The organism is Streptomyces sp. ALI-76-A (genome assembly GCF_030287445.1).
Classification (GTDB): Bacteria; Actinomycetota; Actinomycetes; order Streptomycetales; family Streptomycetaceae; genus Streptomyces.
This window is the reverse complement of the sequence record NZ_JASVWB010000002.1, coordinates 3,596,484-3,617,295: the sequence shown is the minus strand read 5'-3', so window position 1 is coordinate 3,617,295 and position 20,812 is coordinate 3,596,484. Positions and strand designations below refer to the sequence as shown.

Here is a 20,812-nt window from a genome sequence, read left to right as displayed (position 1 = left end):
ATCCCCGCCACTGCCCTCACCCTCCTCGCCGCCCACGACCGCACCAAGAGAATCCGGCATTCGGCCGGGACAACTCTTCAGCGCAACTGGACGCTCGCCAGGGGCTTGACTCTGTCAGCTGGGTACGTCAGACGTGAGTGGGTGATGGGGTTAGCTACGAAGGGTGTCGCGCCATTCCTGGCTCATCGAGCAGAGTCGTATTACGCCCGGTGTGGGCCACGAACGTCGCCCAGGCATGGGCTGGGACACGCATGTGTGAGTCCGCTGGCCTCTTGGAGTCCCGTATGAGGACACATGACGAGACGAATGCGGCTTCTACGCATTCGGTGGCGTTGCCGCCGCTGTACGACGACTTGAACCAGGCTGGTTCGGCACTGGTCTGCGAGCGGTCGGACATTCACAGCTCCTTGCGGGCGCGTTGGATCATGGCGGAGGAAGCCTCCATGTCCAACGCTTGTGCCTGGAGATACTCGAACGCAAGTCTGTATCGGTCCAGTTCCTCGACCTTCTCCAGGAAGAGGGAGCCTGTGTGGAAGTCGACGTACACCACGTCGAGGGCCTGTTCGGTGCCGCCGATGATGACGAAGCTGCCGAGCGCGGCTGCGTGGGCTCCCTTGGAGAAGGGCAGCACTTGAAGCGTGATGTGGGGTGACTCGTTAGCTTCGAGCAGGCGGTCGAGCTGCTCCTTCATGATCTGAGGTGACCCGACGACGCGGCGGATCACGGATTCGTCGAGGATTGCCCACAGACGCAGTGGCTTCGGGCGAGTGAGGATGTCCTGACGCTTCATGCGGATGTCGACCAGCCGCTCGACCTCCTCAAGCTCCAGTGGTACTTCATTGGCCTTCTGCAGAGCTGTGCTGTAGGCGCGCGTCTGCAGGAGGCCGGGAACATAGACGCACGAGAAGTGGCTCTCGCGTACGGCCTCGTCCTCAAGCGTGAGCAGCAGGTTCATGCTCTCCGGGATGGAGTCAGCGAAGGAGCTCCACCAGCCTTGTTGCTTGGCATCCCTCGCCAGTCCGACAACGGCTCCGCGCTCGGCATCCGTTGCCCCGTACTCCCGGCACAACGCGTCAATGACAAGCCACTTCACTGGACCGGCTTGGGTTTCGTACCGGCTGACCGTGGCCTTGGAGACGCCGACGAGCCGACCGGCCTCCTCAAGAGTCATTCCCTTGCGAGCGCGCAACTTACGCATCATCGCGCCTAGTTGCCGACGGCGGGTTGTGGTCCGTTCGGACATTCGGCTCCTTCGCCATGGGCCGGGCTGCGGGCCCGGAGGTGCCCATCAGGCTAGGCAGCGGAGAGGTGGCTTCACTATCAAATTCACCCGATGGATTCTTGTGAGAAGTTACATAAAGAGAATTCTCTGTGCCATGCTCCCTCTCAGATCGCTACGCAGTGCAGCCGTGTGGATACGGCGGGCGCAGCATGTGCGTGGCCCGGGAGGGAGGAGTCGGCCATGCCCGGCTACGAAGGCACTGAACCGAGACTCCGCTGCGTCCTGCCTTTTGAGGCGGCGCCGGCGGAAGTGCATCTCTTGCGCAGAGCCACAGTCAGGCAGTTGAGCCGCTGGGGCACCCCTGTCGCTGTTGACGAGGCGGAGCTGCTCGTCACGGAGCTGGCCACCAACGTGGTCAAGCATGTCGGGGAGGGCACCTCCGCGACCTTGATCCTCGAATGGAGGGGTGAGCGGCTGCGGCTGGAAGTCCATGACAAGAGTCCGGTGCGTCCGTCGCTCAGGGCGGTGGACTGTGAGCAGGAGTGCGGGCGCGGCCTGCACCTGCTCACCTCGCTGGCCATGGACTGGGGCACAGTGCTGACAGCGGCCGGCAAGGCCGTCTGGTGCGAGGTCGCGCTCAGCGCCCAGCGTGGGTGCCGACGCGTGGAACGTGCGGCGGAAGCCCTGGAGAGCTATGAGGGGACTCGCGGCGGGCCAGCCCTCCGAATGAGGGGTCTTGAGGAGTCCGCGATCGAGTTGATCGCGGATCTCCTCCACTGGACCGCCGCCCGCGGCCATGACCCTGATGACTTCCTGGACCGCGCTCAGATGTACTACGAGGCGGAGGCGGGCGCCGCCTAGGAGTCAGTGACTCGCCGCGCAGACCTTCTGCCGCTCGCTGAGAAGGGGTGCGCGTGGCGCCGGCGGTCAGGTCGCTGCCGCACGCAGCATGGCGCCGGCGTCCTTCATGGCGCCATGCTCGTGGAGCGCCAGGGTCGCGTGCAGAACGTCTTGGTAACTCTGGTCCCGGCCGTAGATGTGGATCACGTTGTCGGCGAGCCGGTCGTTCTGTTGCTGACGAAGCAGTATGAGGAGTGTCGCCATCTCAGGAGGGCTGAGAGCCTCAGTGGTCTGACGCAGAAGGGTCAGTGCGGTTTCAGGACCCCGCTCCCTTTCCAGCTCTCCGGCCTGATGTGCGATTTGCCGTGCGGCGGCCATGTCGTTCCGCCTCCGCTGCCGGTCCCCCTTCCGGCGGGGGACCGGCAGCGGAGCTGACGACGCCTGGGTTGCCAAACGCGCTTGCAAGCCGGCTCTGGTCGCCTTCAGGTTTGCTACGACAGCCTTCTGTTCGGCCACTTCGCGCCTGAGGACGTCCATTTCTGCGACCGCTTGCCTGAGGGCCGAGCACTCGCCCTCCCGTTCCTGTAGCCGCCGGGCGAGATCGTCGATCTCTTCCTCCAGGGCAACGCAGTCCTGACACTTCTCAGTTTGTGCTTCGCCGTGGAGTCCCCTGAGTTGCTCAAGGCTGACGCCGACGGCGTCTTCGCTGCCAGCGTCAGCGCACGCCTGCTTGAAGAAGCTCTCGACCAGGTCAAGGCCGGGGAGTGACTGCCCGCTCAGAGCTCTGGATAAGGCGCTTTCGCTGCATCTGAGGTGTTCGGCGGCTTTGGCCTGAGTTATTCGGTTTCTGGCGGACTTGGCCGGAGTCAGATGGCGGCACACTTCTTGCAGGGCCCTGGCGAGAGCTTGCCTGCCAGGCGGAACGCTGCTGCGGAATTCCTTGTCGATCCACCTTGGCGCCGTGGAACCATCCGTACGCGTCATGGACATGCCGTCATACCTCCGGCAGTTGAGGACTGTCTTCATCGGGTTCGGCAATTGTGCATCAGCTGGCCGCAGTTGGTGTTCTTGCGAGTTCTGGAGCAAGTGTTCAGACGCTGGACTTCTATTCGGTGCCTGGTGTCGACTAGAGGAACCGCCCGGGAAACGGGGGGCGCAAGACCACGCACGAGGCGAATCACGCGCTTGGTGCGGTCTGATGCGGCCTGATTGCCGCACGACTTGTGACCGGAGGAGATGGATGACGCTGCCGTCTTGGCAGGACAAGAAGCTGGGAAGCATGGCTCGGGCCGCGTTGTGGCTGGTGACCGTCGTAGGAGAAGGGAACATCTTCACGAAGGCCGCACTGCGTGAGGCGTTCCCCGAAGTAGCTCAGATCGACAGGCGTCTCCGTGACCTGCGCAAGTACGGCTGGCGCATTGATACGAGTCGCGAAGACGCCGAGCTGAAGCAGCAGGAGCAGCGGCTCGTGAAGCGGGGAGCCGACGTGTGGATCCCCGGTCAGGCGAAGGCTCCGAAGCACGAGAACAGCCTCACTCCGGCGCAGCGTACGAAGATCCTCCAGGCGGACAATTATCTGTGCCGCACGTGCGGGATCGGGGTCGGTGAAGAGTACGGAGACGGCGTCGAGCAGGCACAGCTGAACGTGGCACGCCGCAAGGTACTCCTCTCCGATGGTGAGGTCGAGCACCAGCTCGTCTCGGAGTGCAAGCGGTGTGGGCTGGGGAACTCCGGCCGTGAGGTCGACCTGGGGGCCGTGCTGGAGATGGTGGAGGCTCTGTCTCCCGTCGAGCGCCTGACTCTGGCCGGCTGGATGGCTGCGGATCAGCGCACTCTGAGTCCGCTGGACAAGCTCTGGGGCCTTCTGCGAACCCTTCCGGAAGAGTCCCGGACGACGGTCGCTGACGCTCTCGACGACATGGACGACTAGGCGAAGTACGGGACGGAGAAAAGCGATGCTGCGGGAGTTCCCGCCGCCGCCAAGGGCGGCCGAGTTCAGCGAACTGATCAAGAAGAGGGTTGAGGAGGTCAAGGCGGCGGGCGGCACGAGGGAGACGGTCACGGTCGACTGGAACGAGCAGCAGGCCCATGTCGAGGTCATCGACCTGCCGCTCAGCGGCCTCTACTTCAACCCCGGAACGCACCGTATCCGTGCTCAGCGAAGCCACGACGCTGCCCGGGATGAGGCTCTGGAGAAGGACCCGTGGAGTGCCGAGAGCCAGGACTACCTGATGTTCCTCCTCAAGGCCTCGCCGACGGATCCGAACCTGCGTGACCCGGAGTTCGACAAGCTCCAGGACAGCCTGAACCAGTTCGGCCAGAACGATCCCGGCCTCGTGACGCACCACGGCGTGCTGGTGAACGGCAACACGCGTGCCGCAGCCCTCCGTGACCTGGGCGTGCAGTCGATGCGCGTGGGTGTCCTGCCGGAGTCGTTCACCTGGGCGGATATCAACGCCGTCGAGTTGTCGCTCCAGTTGCGCAAGGACCACCGCCGCGACTACTCGTACATCAACAGGCTCCTGGCTATGGAGGAGCAGGCATCCCTGGGACGGACGCCGGAACAGATCGCGAAGGACTTCCGCATCCAGGTGAAGACCTACCACCAGGAGAGGTGGATCCTGAGCACCGTCCGGGAGCTGATCGACCGCAGCAAGAGCGGCGGTGGTGCCGCGCTCAGGCTCGTTGACTGGGAGGGCGCTCAGGAACGGCTGAAGGAACTGCACCGCCTGTACCTCAAGCTGGAATCCGTGGACCGGGACCAAGCTGAGGTCCTCAAGGAATTTCGCTTGGCCGCGATCCTCCTCGACTTCTCCAAGACTGACGTGCGGCACATCGACGAGGAGTTCCTCAAGGAGGGCTACCTGACGAGGTCGCTGCCGACGGCATTGGCCGTGGGCGGTTCTGACGCGACCCAGCCGGAAGAGGTCTCGATTCCCGGTCTCGACCTCACCGTGCCGGCAACTTCCTCGGTGGTGTCCGAGGCGAGGTCCCTGAACGACCAGATCCTCCGTGCCAGTGCGGCAGTCCGCAGCGCGGCACCGGACTTGCCTGACAGCGACAAGGCCCAGGACCAGGCCGTGCTCGACGGGGCCAGGAAAGCCTTCGACGAGGCGATCGAGTCCGCTGGACGTAACGCCCGTCTGAGGAAGCGGAAGCAGATGGCTCCCGCACGTCTCGCGGAGGCGTGCGCGAGCATCGATCAGTGTGTGATGGACCTGGTGCAGGCCCGCACGTCGCACAGTCTTGATGAGGAGGTCTTCGACGAGGCTGTCCTGAAGCTGCGTGGCAGCCTCCGGAGGCTCGCCCAGCAGGCTGGGCGGGGGCTGCCCACTCCCGGCGACGGTGTGGCCTGGCTGCTCGAGGCCGTGGCCGCGGAGGGCTCTCGTTGAGCGGCGGCATGACAGGGACGTCTCTGCACCTGGGATTCGACGAGACGCGTACACGCGTCGTTCTGAGGACGACTGACCAGTACCAGCAGGACCTCGTCCAGCTGGCCGCCCGTTTCCGCACGGGCGGTCAGCTGGGCCCGCTCACCGCCTCAGTCGCCCTAGATGAACTTCTCGCCGATCTGGCGGTGCTTGGTGGCTGGCCACACCGCGAGGGAGTGGAGTGGGCTCCTGAGCTGCGGAACCTGGTGTCAGGCGTCGTCAGGGATGCCAATACGGTCAAGGAGCGCCTCGCCGGCACCCAGCCGCGTGGTGAACTGTCGCCCGACGCCGTTCCCAGCTTGCTGGGAGACATGTGGGATGCCTCGCTCAGCGAGTTCCAGCTCCGTGACATCGCGAAGCTGCTCTCGCTCCAGCACGGAGCGAACTTCAGTGTCCCGGGCGCGGGGAAGACCCGGGTTGCCCTGGCGGTGTACGCGGCGCAGAAGGCTCAGGAGCGTGTGAGCCGGGTCCTGGTCGTGTGCCCCAAGTCGGCTTACGAGTCCTGGCGGTATGAGACGGCCGTGTGTTTCCGCTATCCGCTGCGGACGCACGTCCTCGACGGTTCAATGGATCAGTGGGCCGAGGTGCTGATCGTCAACTACGAGCGCCTGGACCGCTCACTGGCCACTCTGGCCAGCTGGCTGAAGGCGGCGCCTTCGATGATCATCCTTGACGAAGCCCACAGGATGAAGCTTGGTGTGCGCGGGACCTATGGTGCCGCGTGCATGGCCCTGGGTCCTCTGGCCGAGCGGCGCATGATTCTCACCGGTACGCCGGCGCCGAACGGTTCGAAGGACCTGGAGAATCTGCTGGGTTTCGTCTGGCCGGGACACGGACAGCGCAGCGTGGTGCAGGCCGTAGCGGGTGGGGATCTGGCCTACGCCAGTTCTGTCCTGCGGCCGCTGTTCACCCGGACGACGAAGCAGGAGCTGGGGCTCCCGCCTGTGCACCTCAGGATGCGCTACGTCGACATGCCGCCCTTGCATGAGGAGATCTACGGCTCGTTGGTGGGAGGCATGAACAACGGGACCGCCCGGGACGATCTCAGTTCTCTCGGCAAGACAGCACTGCGGCTGCTCATGGCAGCGACGAGTCCCGCACTGCTTCTCGAAGGGGGGAGCCGGTACGAGCCGCTGGCGTATCAGCTGCCGCCGTTGGACATCCCACAAGGCAGTTCCCTCTACTCGCTGATGCAGAACTTGCCGGACTACGAGTTGTCTCCCAAGTACAAGGAGACGGTGACGATAGTCGCGGAGAACGCGGCGCAGGGACGTAAGACGCTCGTCTGGACGACCTTCGTCAGGAGTCTGACAACCCTGGAACAGATGCTGGGGAAGTACAGCCCGGCTGTCGTCTACGGGGGTACGCCTGACCGGGACGAACAGCTCAGGCGCTTCCGGGAAGACCCGAGCTGCATGGTGCTGATCTCGAACCCGGCGACCCTGGGGGAGGGGATCAGCCTGCACCACGTGTGCCACGACGCCGTCTACGTGGACAGGGACTTCATGGCCGGCCGGTTCCTTCAGAGCCTCGACCGGATCCATCGCCTCGGCCTCGCCCCGGGGACGGACACCCGGGTCACCGTGCTGGGGGTCCGGAAGACCATTGACGAGGTGGTCGCGATGCGTCTGGAGAGAAAGCTGGAGTTCATGGGGAAGATCCTCGATGACCCCACGGTGCAGCAGCTGGCGGACTTGCAGGAAGAGCCGTCCGTTGCGGCAGGTCTGGCACCAGGTGACATTGAGGCCCTGCTGCGACACATGGGTAACAGGTAGCTGACGCCGAGTTCGGACGCCGCGCAGGAGCCCCTGGCGGGGCTGTGGAGCTGTGGTAGTGGGAGACTCTTGTGTCAGAGGCGGCGAGCAATCGCCGCCTCTGCAAGACCTGGCACCGCTTTTCAGCCATCCCGGAAGGAGCGCCATGCGCCCCAGCGGCCGACCTCATCCGCAGTTCACCCCGCCACTGACCTCGGTAGAGATCTGTGCCGGGGCAGGCGGGCAAGCCGTTGGTTTGCATAACGCTGGCTTTGATCACAGGGCGCTCGTGGAGTGGGACCGACACGCCGTGCGCACGCTCGCGGCGAACGTCGGTGGATGGCCGGGATGGACCCCGGAGCGCGCAGCTTCCCTTGAACCGATGGACGTCAAGGAATTTCTTGGGTCAAAGGTTCATAGTGGCCTTGGGCTCGATGTGGGCGATCTTGATCTCCTCGCGGGCGGAGTTCCGTGCCCTCCCTTCTCTTTGGCTGGCAAGAGGCTCGGCAAGGACGATGAGCGAGACCTCTTTCCGGATGCTCTGCGCATTGTTAACGCTCTCCGGCCCAAGGCGGTGATGATCGAGAACGTGAGGGGTATTCTTGAGCCGCCTGAGGTTTTTATTGATTACCGAAACCATATCTTGAGTGAACTGCGAGATTACGGATATGCGGTTCCGGTCATTGAGGATCACTGGCTTCCCGAGAAGCAGGACCTGGCGATGCGAAGTGTCTGGCGGAGGGTAGACGCAAGACACTTCGGTGTACCGCAATTGCGTCCACGCGCGATCCTCGTTGCCATCCGGCAGGACATTCTCGAAAAAAATGACGTCGAGTTTGTGTGGCCCCGACGCCTTAAAGGTGAGCAGGCAACGGTTCTCGCGGAGCTGCACGACAGTATGAAATTGCGCTGCGAGCAGTATTGGGACAAGAACTGGCGGGGTGAGAAGCCCCAGCCCGGTGATCTTACCGGCGAGAAGGTCTTCCATAACTGGCTCAGGAAAGCAGGGGAAGCGGCGAGTGCCGGAAGAGGTGTTGCGCCGACGCTGGTGGGAGGTTCAAGAAAGCACGGTGGCGCTGACCTGGGGCCTACCAGGGCCAAGCGGGCTTGGGCTGACCTTGGAATCAATGCCATGGGTGTCGCCAACGACCCGAAGGAATGTGACCCCGAGCGTGATCTTTTCCGGGCGGCTGGGCCCATGCTGACCGTCGAGCAGGCGGCGATTATCCAAGGCTTCCCCGTCGGGTGGAAGTTCGCAGGGCGAAAGACAGCGCAGTATCGCCAGGTTGGAAACGCTTTCCCTCCCCCGGTTGCGGAGGCGGTTGGACGTGCTATTGCCGCCGTACTGCGGCCCGACCGGCGAGGCGAACTGCTTCGGGACTACCAAATGGATGGCCAGGGCGACGAATCCGGCGAAGGGGGACCTGAGCAGATGTCCCTTCCGGTGTCAGGACTCTTGCGAGTCCGCTCTGCGCGTGAGGACCGTCGCGGCAATTATGTCCGCGCAGGCGTCTGAAGGTTCATGTTCCCAGAAGCGTAGTACAAGCCACCCCGCTTCGGTGAGCTTTTGGTCAGTATCGCGGTCCCGTTCCATATTGCGCAGGACCTTTTCCGACCAATACCCTTGATTTGTCTTTGGTGCCACGTAATGCTGCGGACAACCGTGCCAATAGCATCCGTCAATGAATACGGCTACCTTTGCGGGACGGAAGACCAGGTCAGCCGTCCGGCGAAGATCCGGCAGCGGACGCGCGGCTACGCGGTATCGCAGACCTTGCGCATGCACGAGGCGGCGGATTAGCTGCTCGGGCTTTGTGTCGCGGCTCCGGATCGCCTGCATATTGCGGCGACGGGCAGCGGACGAAGCCCAGGAGCCTGGTGGCGCTTCCCATTGCAGATCATCAGACACGCCTCAGAGCGTAGACGGCGGCGGGTCGCAGCGGGGCGCGTGCAGCTGTTGCCGAGCGGAACGGAGGGGCGCTTGGTGCCCGAGACGGGGCCGACCTGGTGCTGGGCGGCCCCGATCCTCGCGGAAGGGATCAAGACGCGTCGGCTGGAACTGTCGCCTGAGAGGCGTAGCGCGAACTCTTGGCACGGAAACGCACCAGTCGACGGTCAGCGCTCACCGCTGAGGTGGGCGGGATCAGAGTAAAGGCCATAACGATCTTCGACGGGTCGGCCGAGCCGCTCCGCACGGCGGCCTGCACGTCGCTGTGGCTGTCCCCCTCCACCACGGGGTACAGGAGCACTACTCCTGTCGTAGATCCGATCCCGGCGCCCTGGTCAGAATGCGCGTTGGGTGAGCCCGCCTCACCGATCAGGCGCTGTGCCGCGGTGCGGTGCTCGACACTGGCGATGCGGCCGAAGGACGTCTTGCCGGCCTGCCGACTGCGGCGGACCAGGGAAAGCGGCAGTGAACCGAGCACACGGGCCTCAATGCGCGTGCCTGTGGTCAGACGAGGGGATATGAGCAACCAGTCGTCCACCCTGGCGAGCGTGCCGTCGAGCTGGCTGAGATAGGTCAGATGGGGATCGAAGTGGCCTGGACGTTCCCATTCGAGCTGCGACAGTGCGCTGACGAGGTTGCTGTGAGAGACGGTACCGGTCAGTGCCTCGAAGGTGCGCGCGAGCGAGCTGGAGCCGTCTGGCGGATTGGTAAAGGTGACCGGGGCGGAGCTGAGCTCGTCCAACAAGGGGCGCCACCTCTCGGTGTTGCGCTTGAGCATCATATTGCTCAGCGGATAAGCGGCCGGCTCAATGGGGCGGCCGGGTGACTGGATCTCCACCAGCTCCGCATTGAACATCTTGTTGCGGGCGGAAGGCTTGATCCAGGGCAGGTGCTGCGCCACAAGGGGAGGTACCTGCATAGGGGTTATCTGCGGTTGGCCGTCGACCACCGTGGCGTACTGGGCCAGCTGCTCTCGGAACATCTCCTCGTCGCGGCAGATCGCTTCGTAGGCCTCGTACAGATCGGCGTACCCGTTGCGGCCGAAAGGCTCCTCCCGGCCGATGTAGAGCCGGATTAGATCCCGGTACCCAGGCCGGAAGCCGAACCAGCGGCCCATCTGCATCAGGGTGTCCGCCTGCTGCGTGGTGCGCCGATAGTAGGTGATCGTCAGGCCTTCCACGGTGAAGCCGCGAGAGAGCTTCGTTCCACCGACGAGAATCTTCCAGACGTGCGGCGTCCGGTCGAAGTCCAGGTTGAGCTGGTCGAAGTAGCGGTCGGAGTCGCCGTTCACGACGATGACCGGCTGACCCCCTGAGCCGATGCGCTGACGTGCGGCATTCACGTAAGGACGCAGCGCCTCATAGGCGGCGGGAGCAGGGAGATCGGAGGCGCGGGCCTCGCTGACCGGAGCGAAGTCCGAAGCCCACAGGGCGGCTAGGCGCTCGTGTCCGGCGGTCGAGCTGTAACCGGCCTGGTGCCACATGGAGTTGATCCGCAGTGCGAGATCCGCGTGATCGTCCTTCCGCACCGACTGGTGCGCGAGCATCGTGTGGTGCCGGAACGGGCCGTCATCCACACCGTGATCAGCCCGGTACAGCTTTAGCGCGCCCGACAGGACGAAGGAGTCCATGGCTTCCTGGAGACGGTCGCCGGTGGACTCGTAGACATCCCGTATATGCGCTTTCTCCTGAGAGTTGGCATGTGTGCGCTCCTCCATGGGGATCGCCGAGTCCAGGTCGTGGAAGTCGTGGGCACCCATGTACCCGGAGGGGCGGGGGAGTGAAATCAGGAAGTCGCTGGGGAAGATGTCCTCATCGTCACCTGGGTCGATGAAGACATTGGCGAAGGGGGTCGCCGTGTAGCCGATGTACTGCGCACGCGGAAGCAGCTCCAGGAGCTGGGAGAGCAGCCCATTGATGGCCGTACGCTCAGGTCTGCCCTGCTCCCACTTCTTGGGATCCAGGGTGTTGACGGAGGCCTGGTCGGACTCGTCATCGATGATCAGGGCGGGCAGCTCGCCGAGCAGCCCATGGATTTGCTTGAGGTCCTTGACAAGCTTGGTCAGAACGGACTTGTTCTTCTTCACCACCAGGATGCGGGCGGCGGCGTGGTGGAGGTTCGCAGGGTCGTGCAGCGGACGTGTGGGTTCACGCTTCTCGAACTCAAGGGCCCGGATGCCCTGCGCCAGGCTCTTGTAGTCCTTGTCACGAGTCGTCAGGCGCTCGATGTCGAACGCGCCAAGGACGGACGGCCGTGCCCCATGCCGAACGAACTCGTGCCAGTCCGCGTCGTCGTCCCCTACGTAGTCCACGCCTACCAGGGAGTCGAGGTCCGTGATGTCCGCACCCCGCAGGATGTTCTCCTGCCCGATCAGCTCCATGTCGAGGCGCCGCTGGGTCTGAGCGCGCAGCAGGTTGAGTGTGCCGCCGAGCACAATGACGAGGCGGTAGCCAGCGTCGATCGCCTTGGCGGCGACGCCCGTGAAGTTAGCGGTCTTACCTGACTGCACGTATCCGACGACCAGACCCTTCGCCTGTCGAGCCGTCGGCTGTTCTGGATCAGTGAGGCGCTCCACGACTGCCCGGCTCGCTTCATCGAGGCTCGCGATCGCGGCGTCGGACCAGCCTTTGGCGCGGAGCTTCCCCTCATACGACGTCCAGTAGAAGGACCGGGCTGCCGCTCGCTCAGCGGTGTACCAAGGAGTGAACTCGCGCGTGATCACTGTCGGGGCCGGGATCTTCGCCACGGGTACGGCGTCATCCAACGCCTTCCGCACGTCCCCTCCGAACCGGAGCCGGTCGTACACGGCCGCGCGGCGCTCATTTGTGCGAGCGGGGGTGGCCAGCGCCCAGTGAGGAGCTTCGGCGAAGTCCCAGGCGGTGAGGTGACGGCTCCACAGGGCTCTGAGTGCCTCATCGCCGCTGACCAGGTAGGTGTGAAACAGCTCCTCGCTCAGGTCGGCGTCCGGGTAGTCCTCATCGGCGGCGAGAGCGGCCCATTTCGCGAAATGCTTGGGCGCGCTTTGCATACCTGCCAGTGCGTCGGTGTGAATCACAAGGAGCAGGGTGGCTGGGGTGTCACTCATGTGAAGTCCTCGGTCTGGATCAAAGGCGAAGTCGTTGCGTCGCTGGCGTCAGGAAGGTGACTGCGCACGTCTCGCGCGCTGTGCGTCCACCGAAGCCATGAGGATGGTGTTCCAGTAGTCCAGACGGTCCTGACGACTACGCTCCCAGCGCCCCAGTCCAAAGCAGTCCTCAAGAAGCAGGTACAGCAGGGTCTTTGCCACGGGGACATCGTTTGCTCCACCGCGCCTGCCGTCGTTGAAGTCCTCGCGATATGCCTTGTTGAGGATGACGGCGTTGCGCTCACGGTCCAAGTCGAAGAACTGGTCGGGGGGAAGCGAGCCCCAGGTGAAGGTGATCGGTTCCTCGCCTGGCTTCTCTGGCAGTTCTTCCTTGATAACCCGCTTGACCTTTGGATCCAGGCCCTTGCCTGGAGGAGTCACCGGCTTACGGACGATCTCGTTGCGCCTCGAACCGTCCCTGTAGGCGGTCTCGGCGTCCAGCATGTAACTCCGGAAGGTAAGACCCTTAGAATCCACCGCCTTGTCCAGGCCGTCAGTGAAGGCCGGCGTGACGGTGACGTTCTCCTTCTTTACGTCGAGACTCAGGACGTTGTTCTCATGAGATGGAAGGTCGATCGCGACGCGGGCGAGAACCAGGTGCCCTTCGGGGTTCCGCCAGCCGTTCCACCCACCAGCTTGTACGAGGCGGTCGTTCCGGTAGAAGTAGAAGCCTTGTCTGTCCGCCAGCGAACCGATCTGGCGGAAGCCTGCCTGCTTGGACTTGGCCTGCCAGATGTGGGCCTTCAGCCGCAGGTCTCCCAGACCCTCCACCGGAGCGATGAACTCCCGGGGGTAGCCCGCCTTGCCCGGCACTTTGTACCCGAAGGGGTCCAGTGCCTCTACGGCGATATGGTCCACTTCCTCGCCGAGACCCTGCCCTCCGCTGCCGACATCCCACACCGCGATGTCGAGGTTGAGGCCGCGCTGCAGGTACCTGTGGAAGTACAGACCGAGATGGGTCTCTAGGCGGGAGATCGCCTTGGACAGGAACTGATCGCTCTGGCCCCGCGCGACAGTCTTGAAGGCTCGCACGCCATCCCAGCGCACGATGGTTCCCTGCCACTCGATGACTCCGTCGTACCGGTCTACGAGTTCCTGCGCGTACCGCGGGTCGACAGTGTCGCAGCGGAAGCTGTCTTCGATGCCCTCGGCGGTAAGAAGACGACCCGCGGTGCGGCTCCGGCGAGTGCGGCTGACTACGGTGAGTGAGGAAGCGTGGGACAAGGAAGCCGCCTTCAGTCCCGTGCCGTACATGCCGAGGGCGCCTTCGCCGTAGTCGCGGCGATGGCCCACCGTCATCGCGGCATCCAGACCCTCCTCGTCCATGCCCTTGCCGTTGTCGATGATCAACAGGGTGAGGATCCGGTCGGCATCACGCAGGAAGTGCACGACGATCTTGTCGGCTTCGGCGTCGATGGAGTTGTCGATGAGATCAGCGACGGCAACCTCGAAGCCGTAACCCTGGTTGGTCAGGGCCCTCCCGTAGCCCGCATCTGGCGGCAGGTGTGTGCTGCCGGTCGTGGGGACGTCGTACTGCCATTCGGTACCGGGCTCGTAGGGCATGTTTCCTCAAGGCACAGGTCAGGGCCTGCTCCACGAGTTAACAGCCCCCTACACACAACAGATGGAGGATGTGACCGTACTGCAAACGTTGGACATAGGGGGAGGGAGATGCCGAACAGGGGCGATAAGTCCCTTATTTATCGGCTGCGTTGGTCAGGGATATTCATTGTATGTACCGCTTTATGTGCATCCAACATCTGGGATTCCAGGGCGCTGCGCGTCGCCTTCGGCGATGGCCCTTCGGAAGTTGGGGCCTGGACGCGCCTCCCCACCACGCCGGGCCGGCTCGGCGGCGTGCGGTGTGTGGGGAGGGGGAAGGTGCTACGCCCCGTGGCACTCCCGGTACCCCTCGCCCGACCCGCACCAACACCCCGCCCCCCTCTGCGGAGGCCACCGCACCGCCCGCCCCCTCGCCGCCAGCGTCGTCGCGTACTGGGGAAGGAGCGACACGTCCTCCGGTGAGGCTCCCTCCGACGCCGCGAAGGCCTCGTAGGACGGGACCGTGCCGGTGACGATGCCCAGGTTGGGGGTGCCTGAGGAGGACAGCTCGCGCAGGGAGGCCTCTATCGTGGCCAGGTGGGTCTCGTGGGAGGGGTACTCCGCGGACAGGGACGGGTACGCCGAGACCAGTTCCGCCAGTTCGCCCGCCGGCCAGTGCAGGACCGCCACCGGGAACGGGCGGGACAACGCCTCCCGGTAGGTGCCGAGTTCCGCGCGCAGGCGGGAGATCTCCGCCGCCAGTTCCGCGGGGTTCTCCGAGCCCAGGGACCACACGCGCTTGGGGTCGTGGAGTTCGTCCAGGGAGACGGGGGAGGTGTGCAGCGTGTCGGCCAGCACGTCCCAGTCGTCGTGGGTCAGGCCCAGCATGCGGCGGACCCTGTGCCGGCCGAACAGCAGCGGATGCGTGGCGTACGGGGGCTCCTGGACGTCCGCGAGGAGGAGACGCACGCCCTCCGTGAACGTCTCCTGGGCCGCCTCCAGCTCGTCGTGGGCCTCCAGGGACTCCGCCACGATCACCCACGGCGCCGCGTCGCGCGGGGCCCCCGACCGGATGCCGTCGATGATGGCTCTGGCCTCAGCCTCGTGGCCGTACTCCCAGAGGTTCGAGGCCTTGAGGGCGCGGACCAGGTGGGGGTTGTCCAGGGCGTCCCCGGACGACAGCAGGCGGTCGTAGAGCGCGGTGGCGGCGGGGCGGTCGCCGGACAGTTCCAAGTGGGCCGCGGCCTGTAGGAGCAGGGCCTCGGCGTCCTCCGGGTACAGGCCGGCGGTCCGCTCCAGGCGTGCCGCTTCGGCGGTGTGGTCGACGTTCTCGGCAGGCGTGTCGGGGCGCATGGGGGACACGGTACTGCCGAGCGGTGACAAAGGGAGAGAGAGGTGCAGGCCAGGACCGGTGGGCGGGCCCGTCCGAGCCCGCCCGACCCGGTGTGTTCCCTAGATCGTCACCCCGTCGATCTGCAGCGTCTGCACCGCCTTCGCCGCGAACGGCACGCTCACGCTCTTCCCGCTCAGCCGCGTGTCCGAGTAGGCCGCGTACTTGTCGCCGCCCGTCGTGACCGTGTTCCAGCGCGGGACCAGGCCGCCCGAGCCGCCCGTCACCGTGGTGAAGCGGGACAGGTCGAAGGTCAGGGTCTGGGCCGACGTCGACGTGTTCACGGCCACGATCACCAGGCGCCTCGCCGTCGCGTCGTAGGCCGCCGCCGCGTAGCCCACCCCCGTGTCGAGGATCCGCATGCCGGGGCGGATGTGGCGGCTGAACTGGGCCATCACGTAGTACTTCGGCTGCACGGTCGTCGGTTGCAGGGTGCCCGCGTCGTACGCGATCATCGCCCAGCCCGCCGACGGGTCCATGACCTGCCAGTAGACCCACGCCGTGGGGTGCAGCCAGCGGAAGTCGAGGCAGAGGTTCGACGCCATGGTCAGGCCGGTGCCGTCGCTGTCGCCCGTCTCCGAGTTCCACAGCTTCTTGCCGGAGGTGGTCACCACGTCCGTGTACAGCAGGTCCCGCCGGCCGCCCGAGCCCTGGTAACCGTGCACGTTGACCTGGCTGACCAGGGCCTTGGTCGAGGAGCCGAAGGAGGCCCAGGTCGAGCGGGCGGTGTCGTAGTTCGTCTCGTCGGACGCGGCGATCCGCAGACCCGTCAGACCGCGCTTGTCCAGCTCGCTGCGCATGTGGGGGAGGACGGCCGCCTGGACCGCGGGGTCCATGTGGCAGCCCTCCTGGGTGCCGGTGGCGGTCCACCAACTGGCGGCCGGCTCGTTGAAGGGGTCCACCGTCGCGAAGTTCACGCCCCAGTTGTTCCTGGCGTACAGGGCGGTCGCGGCCAGGTGGGAGGCATGCTGGCGGTAGTTCCAGGACTGGAGGTTGTTGCCGCCGCCCGAGGCGCCCGACGGGTTGTGGTTCAGGCACATCCACCACATCGGGGAGTTCGCGAACAGCTCGCTGACCGCGCCTCGTTGGGTCGCCTTCGTCAGCATGGCGCGCTGCTTCGCGTCCGCCGCCCAGTTCCAGGCCGAGGACGCCGGGTCCTCGTTGTTCCAGTCCTGCCAGAAGCCCTCGATCTGCTTGAACGCGGGGATGTTGGGCGACTTGACCATCGTCGTCCCGCCCACGCTGTTCCAGCTGCACGCGCCCAGGTTGTAGCGGGCGATGTTCAGGCCGAGACCGGGGAGCGTCGCGCCGCCGTACGACACCGACTTGGTGGTGAAGAAGAGGTCGGCGAAGTCGTCCCGGGCGCCGAACACGTTGGCCCACCAGGCCAGCGACGTCCCCCAGCCCTCCCATGTGCCGTACGAGGTCCCGGGGTTGACGGCGACCGTGGCGTCCGCGTGTGCGGTGCCCGTCGCCAGGGCGCTGCCGAGGACGGTACCGCCGGCGGCCGCCAGCAGTGTTCTGCGTCGGATCATGGCTTCTCCGATTCGATCGACGACCGGTCCCTGAACCGGTGCCGTGGCCTGTCCCGCTGATGCCAGGACGAAGCATCGGGTGCGGCGCGTGAGGTTGTCGAGAGGTCTGACAGCGCTTTCTTCCAGCCCTTTCTAAAACCAGTGGAGGAAGTGCGATATCCCGAACGCGGGGCGGCGGGAGTTCGTACCAGCAGGCCGACCACGGCACCCGACTCGGCCCGTACGGCGAGTGCCCGGCCCGCGCGCCCGGCCGCGCGACCGTCGTCCGCCCGGCCTGCGCAACCGCCGTACCGCCCGGCCCGCGCAACCGCCGTACCGCCCGCGGACGTCCTCATGGTGCCGGGCCGGGCCTCGATCCCGGCCCGGAGCACGCGCGGCGGAGCCGGTCGGCCGTCGGCCGGTCACACTGCTCGGTGTCGGCCGGACACCGCTCGGGCCGAAACGCTCGCTACAGCCGATCGCGAGCGATCAGGTATAACCGAGGCAGGTATACCGAGGCAGGTATACCGAGGCAGGTATGACCGAGGCAGGTATGACCGAGGCAGGTATGACCGAGCCAGGACAGACGGCCGTACGAACTTCGCACAAGACGTACGAGGCGTACGAGACGCAGGGAGGGGGCCGCTCGTGATCCGCAGCTGGACCGACTCGCGCCCCGCCGCCGCCCTGCTGATCCTTCTCCTCGACGTCGTGCTGCTCGACGTCGGCAGCCTCTCCGCCACCGTCGCGCTCGCCGCGACCGCCGCGGCCGGCTCCGCCCTCGCCGTCTGCTCCCTCCTCGCCTCGCGTGCCGCGCCCGCCGTCCCGCCCACCCGGGTGCGCACGGCCATCCGCGACCGCGCCCGCCGCACGGCGTTCCTGCCCCAGCGAGATCCCGACGCCAAGGGGCGCACCCGCCCCCGAGCACCGGGACACGCCCTCCCGGCGACCGCCGCGTAGGGCTCACTCACCGGCACCATCTCCCGTACGCACAGGTGTGCACACGTGCGCACCCGGCACCCGTACGCGCCTCCACACAGCCCGTAGGCGCCTTGTACGTCCCGGAGGCCTGGTAGGCCTGCGTGCGTTTCGTACCTCTCCGTACGCCGGTGACCCCGCGCCGCCCGTCGTCATGCCGTCCGCACCCCACCGGCACGACGAGACCCCCGGAGGGCTCACCCATGTCCGTTTTCGCCGACCTGGTCCAGCACCTGGCCGACCTGCTCCAGCCGCTGTTCGGCGCCACCGCGGCCGCCGCCGCGATCGTCCTGTTCACCGCACTCGTACGACTTCTCGTGCACCCCCTGTCCCGGGCGGCGGCCCGCGGACAGCAGGCGCGGACCCGGCTCCAGCCGAAGATCGCCGAGCTGCGCCGCAAGCACGCGAAGAACCCCGACAAGCTCCAGGAGGCCGTCCTGCGACTGCACACCGAGGAGAAGGTGTCGCCGCTGTCGGGCTGCCTGCCCAGCCTGTGCCAGGTGCCCGCGTTCTTCCTCCTCTACCACCTGTTCTCCAGCGCGGAGATCGGCGGACAGGCCAACGAACTGCTCTCGCACCGGCTGTTCACCGCGCCCCTGGGCGACCGCTTCGCCGACGCGCTCGGCGACGGCGGACCGTTCGGCGCCGCCGGGCTCGTCTACGTCGGCCTGTTCGCGCTCGTCACCGCGGTCGCCGCCTTCAACTACCACCGTACGAAGCGGATGCTCGCCGCGAACCCGGTGGTGCCGGCGGGGGACGGCGCGCAGCTGCCCGGGATGGGCGCGATGAGCAAGGTCATGCCCTTCATGTCCTTCCTCACCCTGTTCACGGTGGCCGTGGTGCCGCTGGCCGCCGCGCTGTACGTGGTGACGAGCACGACGTGGAGCGCGGTGGAGCGGGCGACGCTGTACCGATGACCGCCAGGGCGGGTCGCTGTACCGAGCACCGCCAGGGCGGGTCGCTGTACCGAGCACCGCCAGGGCGGGTCGCCGTGCCGATGACCGTCGGGGCGGGTCGCCGTGCCGACGGTCACGTCCGGCCCGCCCGCCGACCGGTCGCACTCCGAACCGGGTGCCCGGTCCTGCTCCGACCTGGCGAGCCCTGCCCGGTCCGCCCACCTCACCCCCCGTCCAGTCCGTGAACCGGGTATTGCGGACTGGACGCCGAGCTTGGAGGATCGACCAGTCCTCCGATGGCTGCACCCGTCGGCGGACAGCCCGCGATCGAGGGAGATTGTGCTCATGAAGCTGCTGCGAGTCGGTACGGCGGGGTCGGAGCGGCCCGCGCTGCTCGACGCCGAGGGAATCCTGCGGGACCTGTCCGGTGTCGTGCCGGACATCGACGGTCCGCTGCTCGCCGACGACGCGGCGCTCGGCCGGATCCGCGCCGCCGCGGGTTCGCTGCCCGCGCTGGACGCCACCGGGCTGCGCATCGGACCGCCGCTCGCCCGGATCGGCAAGATCGTGTGCATCGGGCTGAACTACCACGACCACGCACGGGAGACGGGCGCCGAGCCGCCCGCCGAGCCGGTGATCTTCTTCAAGGCCGCGGACACGGTGGTCGGGCCCTACGACACCGTGCTGGTCCCCCGCCGGTCCGCGAAGACCGACTGGGAGGTGGAGCTGGCGGTCGTCATCGGGCGTACGGCCCGGTACTGCGAGTCCGTCGAGGAGGCGTTGGGCTGTGTCGCCGGATACGCGGTGGCGCACGACGTGTCCGAGCGGGAGTTCCAGATGGAGCGGGGCGGGACCTGGGACAAGGGGAAGAACTGCGAGACCTTCAGCCCCCTGGGACCGTGGCTGGTGACGGCGGACGAGGTGCCCGATCCGCAGCACCTGTCCCTGCGGCTGTGGGTCAACGGCGAGCTGAAGCAGGACGGGACGACCGCGGAGCAGATCTTCCCGGTGGCGGAAGTGGTGCGCTACGTCAGCCAGTTCATGACCCTGTATCCCGGTGACGTGATCAACACCGGGACGCCGGCGGGGGTGGCGTTCGGGGCACCCGAGCCGAAGCCGTACCTGCGGGCCGGGGACGTGGTCGAGCTGGAGATCGAGGGGCTCGGCAGGCAGCGGCAGGAGTTCAAGGACGCCTGAGGGGCGGGGAGCCGCGGCGGGTCCCGGCGGCCACGGGCCGCCGGGACCCGCCGCGGTTCCCCCGGCCCAGGGCGTCACCTCACACCAGCAGCGCGGCCAGCCGCTGCCACGCCTCCCGCGGCAGCGTCTCCCGGGCGTTCCCGTCCACCACCTGAAGCGCCACATGGTCCGCGCCCGCCGCGAAGTACGCGTCGATCCGCTCCCGGACGCGGCTCTCCCCGCCCCACGCGAACACGGCGTCCACCAGGCGGTCGCTGCCGCCGTCCGCCAGGTCGTCCTCGGTGAAGCCGTCGCGCAGGAAGTTGTTGGTGTAGTTCGGCAGCGCGAGGTACGGGGCGAGGAACTCGCGGGCCAGGGCGCGGGCGCGGGCCGGGTCTGTCTCCAGGACCACCGCCAGCTCAGGGGCCAGGAGCGGGGCTCGGCCCAGGATCTCGCGGGCCCGCGCGGTGTGCTCCGGGGTGACCAGGTACGGGATCGAGCCGGCGGAGCGGTCCCGGGCCAGCTCCAGGCTCTTGGGGCCGAGGGCCGCCAGGAGCCGGCGGTCCGCCGCGAGTCCCGCCGCGTCCAGGGCGTCGAGGTGGGCGACCAGGGCGGAGTAGGGGCGGCGGTACTGCTCCGCGCGCTTGGCGTGGCTGACCCCGAGGCCGAGGGCGAAGCGGCCGGGGTGCGTGGCCTCCAGCGCGGCGATGCCGGCCGCGGTGTCGGCGGCCCCGTGCTGCCAGATGCTCTGGATGCTGGTGCCGACGACGATCCGCGAGGTCGCCTCGACGAGCGGTACGGCGTTGCCGACGGAGCTGTTGCCGCCCAGCCAGATCGCGCCGTACCCGAGCTGCTCCAACTCGGCGGCGGACTCGGTCAGTTCATCGCGCCGGGCCGGGTCCTCGGAACGCAGGCCGACGCTCCAGACGCCGTACCGGCCGATGGATTCCTTCAAGGCGTCGCTCATGGGGTTCGGCTCCTCCGGTCGGCGGGCTGT

At 66.6% G+C, this 20,812-nt stretch carries 17 protein-coding genes; 8 read left to right on the top strand and 9 right to left on the bottom strand.

Annotated elements, in window-relative coordinates; all coding sequences use genetic code 11:
• Positions 1-154 precede the first annotated feature (154 nt).
• Complete coding sequence (locus QQS16_RS17095; RefSeq protein WP_286062624.1) at positions 155-397, bottom strand: DUF397 domain-containing protein; 243 nt, start codon at positions 395-397, stop codon at positions 155-157.
• A complete protein-coding gene (locus tag QQS16_RS17090) occupies positions 398-1,243 on the bottom strand; it encodes a helix-turn-helix domain-containing protein (protein WP_286062623.1) in 846 nt (281 codons plus the stop codon).
• A 321-nt stretch (positions 1,244-1,564) separates the two neighbouring features.
• On the opposite strand from QQS16_RS17090, the gene QQS16_RS17085 reads away from it, so the two are divergent.
• Entirely contained in the window at positions 1,565-2,083 is a 519-nt protein-coding gene (locus tag QQS16_RS17085; protein WP_353479673.1) for an ATP-binding protein, read from the top strand.
• 66 nt (positions 2,084-2,149) lie between these two features.
• Here QQS16_RS17085 and QQS16_RS17080 read toward each other — a convergent pair whose 3' ends face one another.
• Complete coding sequence (locus QQS16_RS17080; RefSeq protein ID WP_286062620.1) at positions 2,150-3,052, bottom strand: hypothetical protein; 903 nt, start codon at positions 3,050-3,052, stop codon at positions 2,150-2,152.
• A 250-nt stretch (positions 3,053-3,302) separates the two neighbouring features.
• On the opposite strand from QQS16_RS17080, the gene QQS16_RS17075 reads away from it, so the two are divergent.
• The 4 genes from QQS16_RS17075 (at position 3,303) to QQS16_RS17060 (ending at position 8,763) form a co-directional block, all read left to right on the top strand.
• Positions 3,303-3,992 (top strand): KpnI family restriction enzyme N-terminal domain-containing protein, encoded by a 690-nt coding sequence (locus QQS16_RS17075; protein WP_286062618.1) that lies wholly within the window; start codon positions 3,303-3,305, stop codon positions 3,990-3,992.
• 25 nt (positions 3,993-4,017) lie between these two features.
• The gene (locus QQS16_RS17070) at positions 4,018-5,454 is read left to right on the top strand and encodes a ParB N-terminal domain-containing protein (protein WP_286062617.1); all 1,437 of its coding nucleotides are present in this window, start codon (positions 4,018-4,020) and stop codon (positions 5,452-5,454) included.
• A gap of 8 nt (positions 5,455-5,462) precedes the next feature.
• The gene (locus QQS16_RS17065) at positions 5,463-7,268 is read left to right on the top strand and encodes a DEAD/DEAH box helicase (protein ID WP_286062616.1); all 1,806 of its coding nucleotides are present in this window, start codon (positions 5,463-5,465) and stop codon (positions 7,266-7,268) included.
• A gap of 145 nt (positions 7,269-7,413) precedes the next feature.
• The gene (locus QQS16_RS17060) at positions 7,414-8,763 is read left to right on the top strand and encodes a DNA cytosine methyltransferase (RefSeq protein ID WP_286062614.1); all 1,350 of its coding nucleotides are present in this window, start codon (positions 7,414-7,416) and stop codon (positions 8,761-8,763) included.
• On the opposite strand, the gene QQS16_RS17055 is transcribed toward QQS16_RS17060, so the two are convergent.
• The 5 genes from QQS16_RS17055 to QQS16_RS17035 all read right to left on the bottom strand — a co-directional run bounded on the left by QQS16_RS17055 (position 8,695) and on the right by QQS16_RS17035 (position 16,786).
• Positions 8,695-9,144, bottom strand: coding sequence for a very short patch repair endonuclease (locus QQS16_RS17055; protein WP_286066355.1), 450 nt, complete (start codon positions 9,142-9,144; stop codon positions 8,695-8,697). The genes QQS16_RS17060 and QQS16_RS17055 overlap by 69 nt on opposite strands.
• 142 nt (positions 9,145-9,286) lie before the next feature.
• Positions 9,287-12,280 carry a Z1 domain-containing protein gene (locus tag QQS16_RS17050; RefSeq protein ID WP_286062613.1) on the bottom strand — a complete coding sequence of 998 codons (2,994 nt, stop codon included), beginning with the start codon at positions 12,278-12,280 and terminating at the stop codon, positions 9,287-9,289.
• Positions 12,281-12,328: 48 nt separating this feature from the next.
• A complete protein-coding gene (locus QQS16_RS17045; protein ID WP_286062612.1) occupies positions 12,329-13,882 on the bottom strand; it encodes an ATP-binding protein in 1,554 nt (517 codons plus the stop codon).
• Positions 13,883-14,203: 321 nt separating this feature from the next.
• Positions 14,204-15,214 carry an SEC-C domain-containing protein gene (locus QQS16_RS17040; protein WP_286062611.1) on the bottom strand — a complete coding sequence of 337 codons (1,011 nt, stop codon included), beginning with the start codon at positions 15,212-15,214 and terminating at the stop codon, positions 14,204-14,206.
• Positions 15,215-15,313: 99 nt separating this feature from the next.
• Positions 15,314-16,786, bottom strand: a complete 1,473-nt coding sequence (locus QQS16_RS17035) for a glycoside hydrolase (RefSeq protein WP_286062610.1) — start codon at positions 16,784-16,786, stop codon at positions 15,314-15,316.
• A 627-nt stretch (positions 16,787-17,413) separates the two neighbouring features.
• On the opposite strand from QQS16_RS17035, the gene QQS16_RS17030 reads away from it, so the two are divergent.
• The 3 genes from QQS16_RS17030 to QQS16_RS17020 all read left to right on the top strand — a co-directional run bounded on the left by QQS16_RS17030 (position 17,414) and on the right by QQS16_RS17020 (position 19,836).
• Entirely contained in the window at positions 17,414-17,725 is a 312-nt protein-coding gene (locus QQS16_RS17030) for a DUF6412 domain-containing protein (RefSeq protein WP_286062608.1), read from the top strand.
• Between the two features lie 221 nt (positions 17,726-17,946).
• Positions 17,947-18,660 (top strand): YidC/Oxa1 family membrane protein insertase, encoded by a 714-nt coding sequence (locus QQS16_RS17025; RefSeq protein WP_286062607.1) that lies wholly within the window; start codon positions 17,947-17,949, stop codon positions 18,658-18,660.
• 324 nt (positions 18,661-18,984) lie between these two features.
• Positions 18,985-19,836, top strand: a complete 852-nt coding sequence (locus tag QQS16_RS17020; protein ID WP_286062606.1) for a fumarylacetoacetate hydrolase family protein — start codon at positions 18,985-18,987, stop codon at positions 19,834-19,836.
• A 79-nt stretch (positions 19,837-19,915) separates the two neighbouring features.
• Here the strand turns inward: QQS16_RS17020 and QQS16_RS17015 are convergent, their stop codons facing one another.
• Complete coding sequence (locus QQS16_RS17015) at positions 19,916-20,782, bottom strand: LLM class F420-dependent oxidoreductase (RefSeq protein ID WP_286062605.1); 867 nt, start codon at positions 20,780-20,782, stop codon at positions 19,916-19,918.
• Positions 20,783-20,812 lie beyond the last annotated feature (30 nt).

What these genes read in the sequence shown, in the direction of transcription:
- QQS16_RS17045 (WP_286062612.1), bottom strand. Translation starts at nt 13,882, where the DNA reads ATGCCCTACGAGCCCGGTACCGAATGGCAGTACGACGTCCCCACGACC.
- QQS16_RS17035 (WP_286062610.1), bottom strand. Translation starts at nt 16,786, where the DNA reads ATGATCCGACGCAGAACACTGCTGGCGGCCGCCGGCGGTACCGTCCTC.
- QQS16_RS17070 (WP_286062617.1), top strand. Translation starts at nt 4,018, where the DNA reads ATGCTGCGGGAGTTCCCGCCGCCGCCAAGGGCGGCCGAGTTCAGCGAA.
- QQS16_RS17020 (WP_286062606.1), top strand. Translation starts at nt 18,985, where the DNA reads ATGAAGCTGCTGCGAGTCGGTACGGCGGGGTCGGAGCGGCCCGCGCTG.
- QQS16_RS17050 (WP_286062613.1), bottom strand. Translation starts at nt 12,280, where the DNA reads ATGAGTGACACCCCAGCCACCCTGCTCCTTGTGATTCACACCGACGCA.
- QQS16_RS17075 (WP_286062618.1), top strand. Translation starts at nt 3,303, where the DNA reads ATGACGCTGCCGTCTTGGCAGGACAAGAAGCTGGGAAGCATGGCTCGG.
- QQS16_RS17095 (WP_286062624.1), bottom strand. Translation starts at nt 397, where the DNA reads ATGTCCGACCGCTCGCAGACCAGTGCCGAACCAGCCTGGTTCAAGTCG.
- QQS16_RS17040 (WP_286062611.1), bottom strand. Translation starts at nt 15,214, where the DNA reads ATGCGCCCCGACACGCCTGCCGAGAACGTCGACCACACCGCCGAAGCG.
- QQS16_RS17065 (WP_286062616.1), top strand. Translation starts at nt 5,463, where the DNA reads ATGACAGGGACGTCTCTGCACCTGGGATTCGACGAGACGCGTACACGC.
- QQS16_RS17025 (WP_286062607.1), top strand. Translation starts at nt 17,947, where the DNA reads ATGTCCGTTTTCGCCGACCTGGTCCAGCACCTGGCCGACCTGCTCCAG.
- QQS16_RS17015 (WP_286062605.1), bottom strand. Translation starts at nt 20,782, where the DNA reads ATGAGCGACGCCTTGAAGGAATCCATCGGCCGGTACGGCGTCTGGAGC.
- QQS16_RS17090 (WP_286062623.1), bottom strand. Translation starts at nt 1,243, where the DNA reads ATGTCCGAACGGACCACAACCCGCCGTCGGCAACTAGGCGCGATGATG.
- QQS16_RS17060 (WP_286062614.1), top strand. Translation starts at nt 7,414, where the DNA reads ATGCGCCCCAGCGGCCGACCTCATCCGCAGTTCACCCCGCCACTGACC.
- QQS16_RS17080 (WP_286062620.1), bottom strand. Translation starts at nt 3,052, where the DNA reads ATGTCCATGACGCGTACGGATGGTTCCACGGCGCCAAGGTGGATCGAC.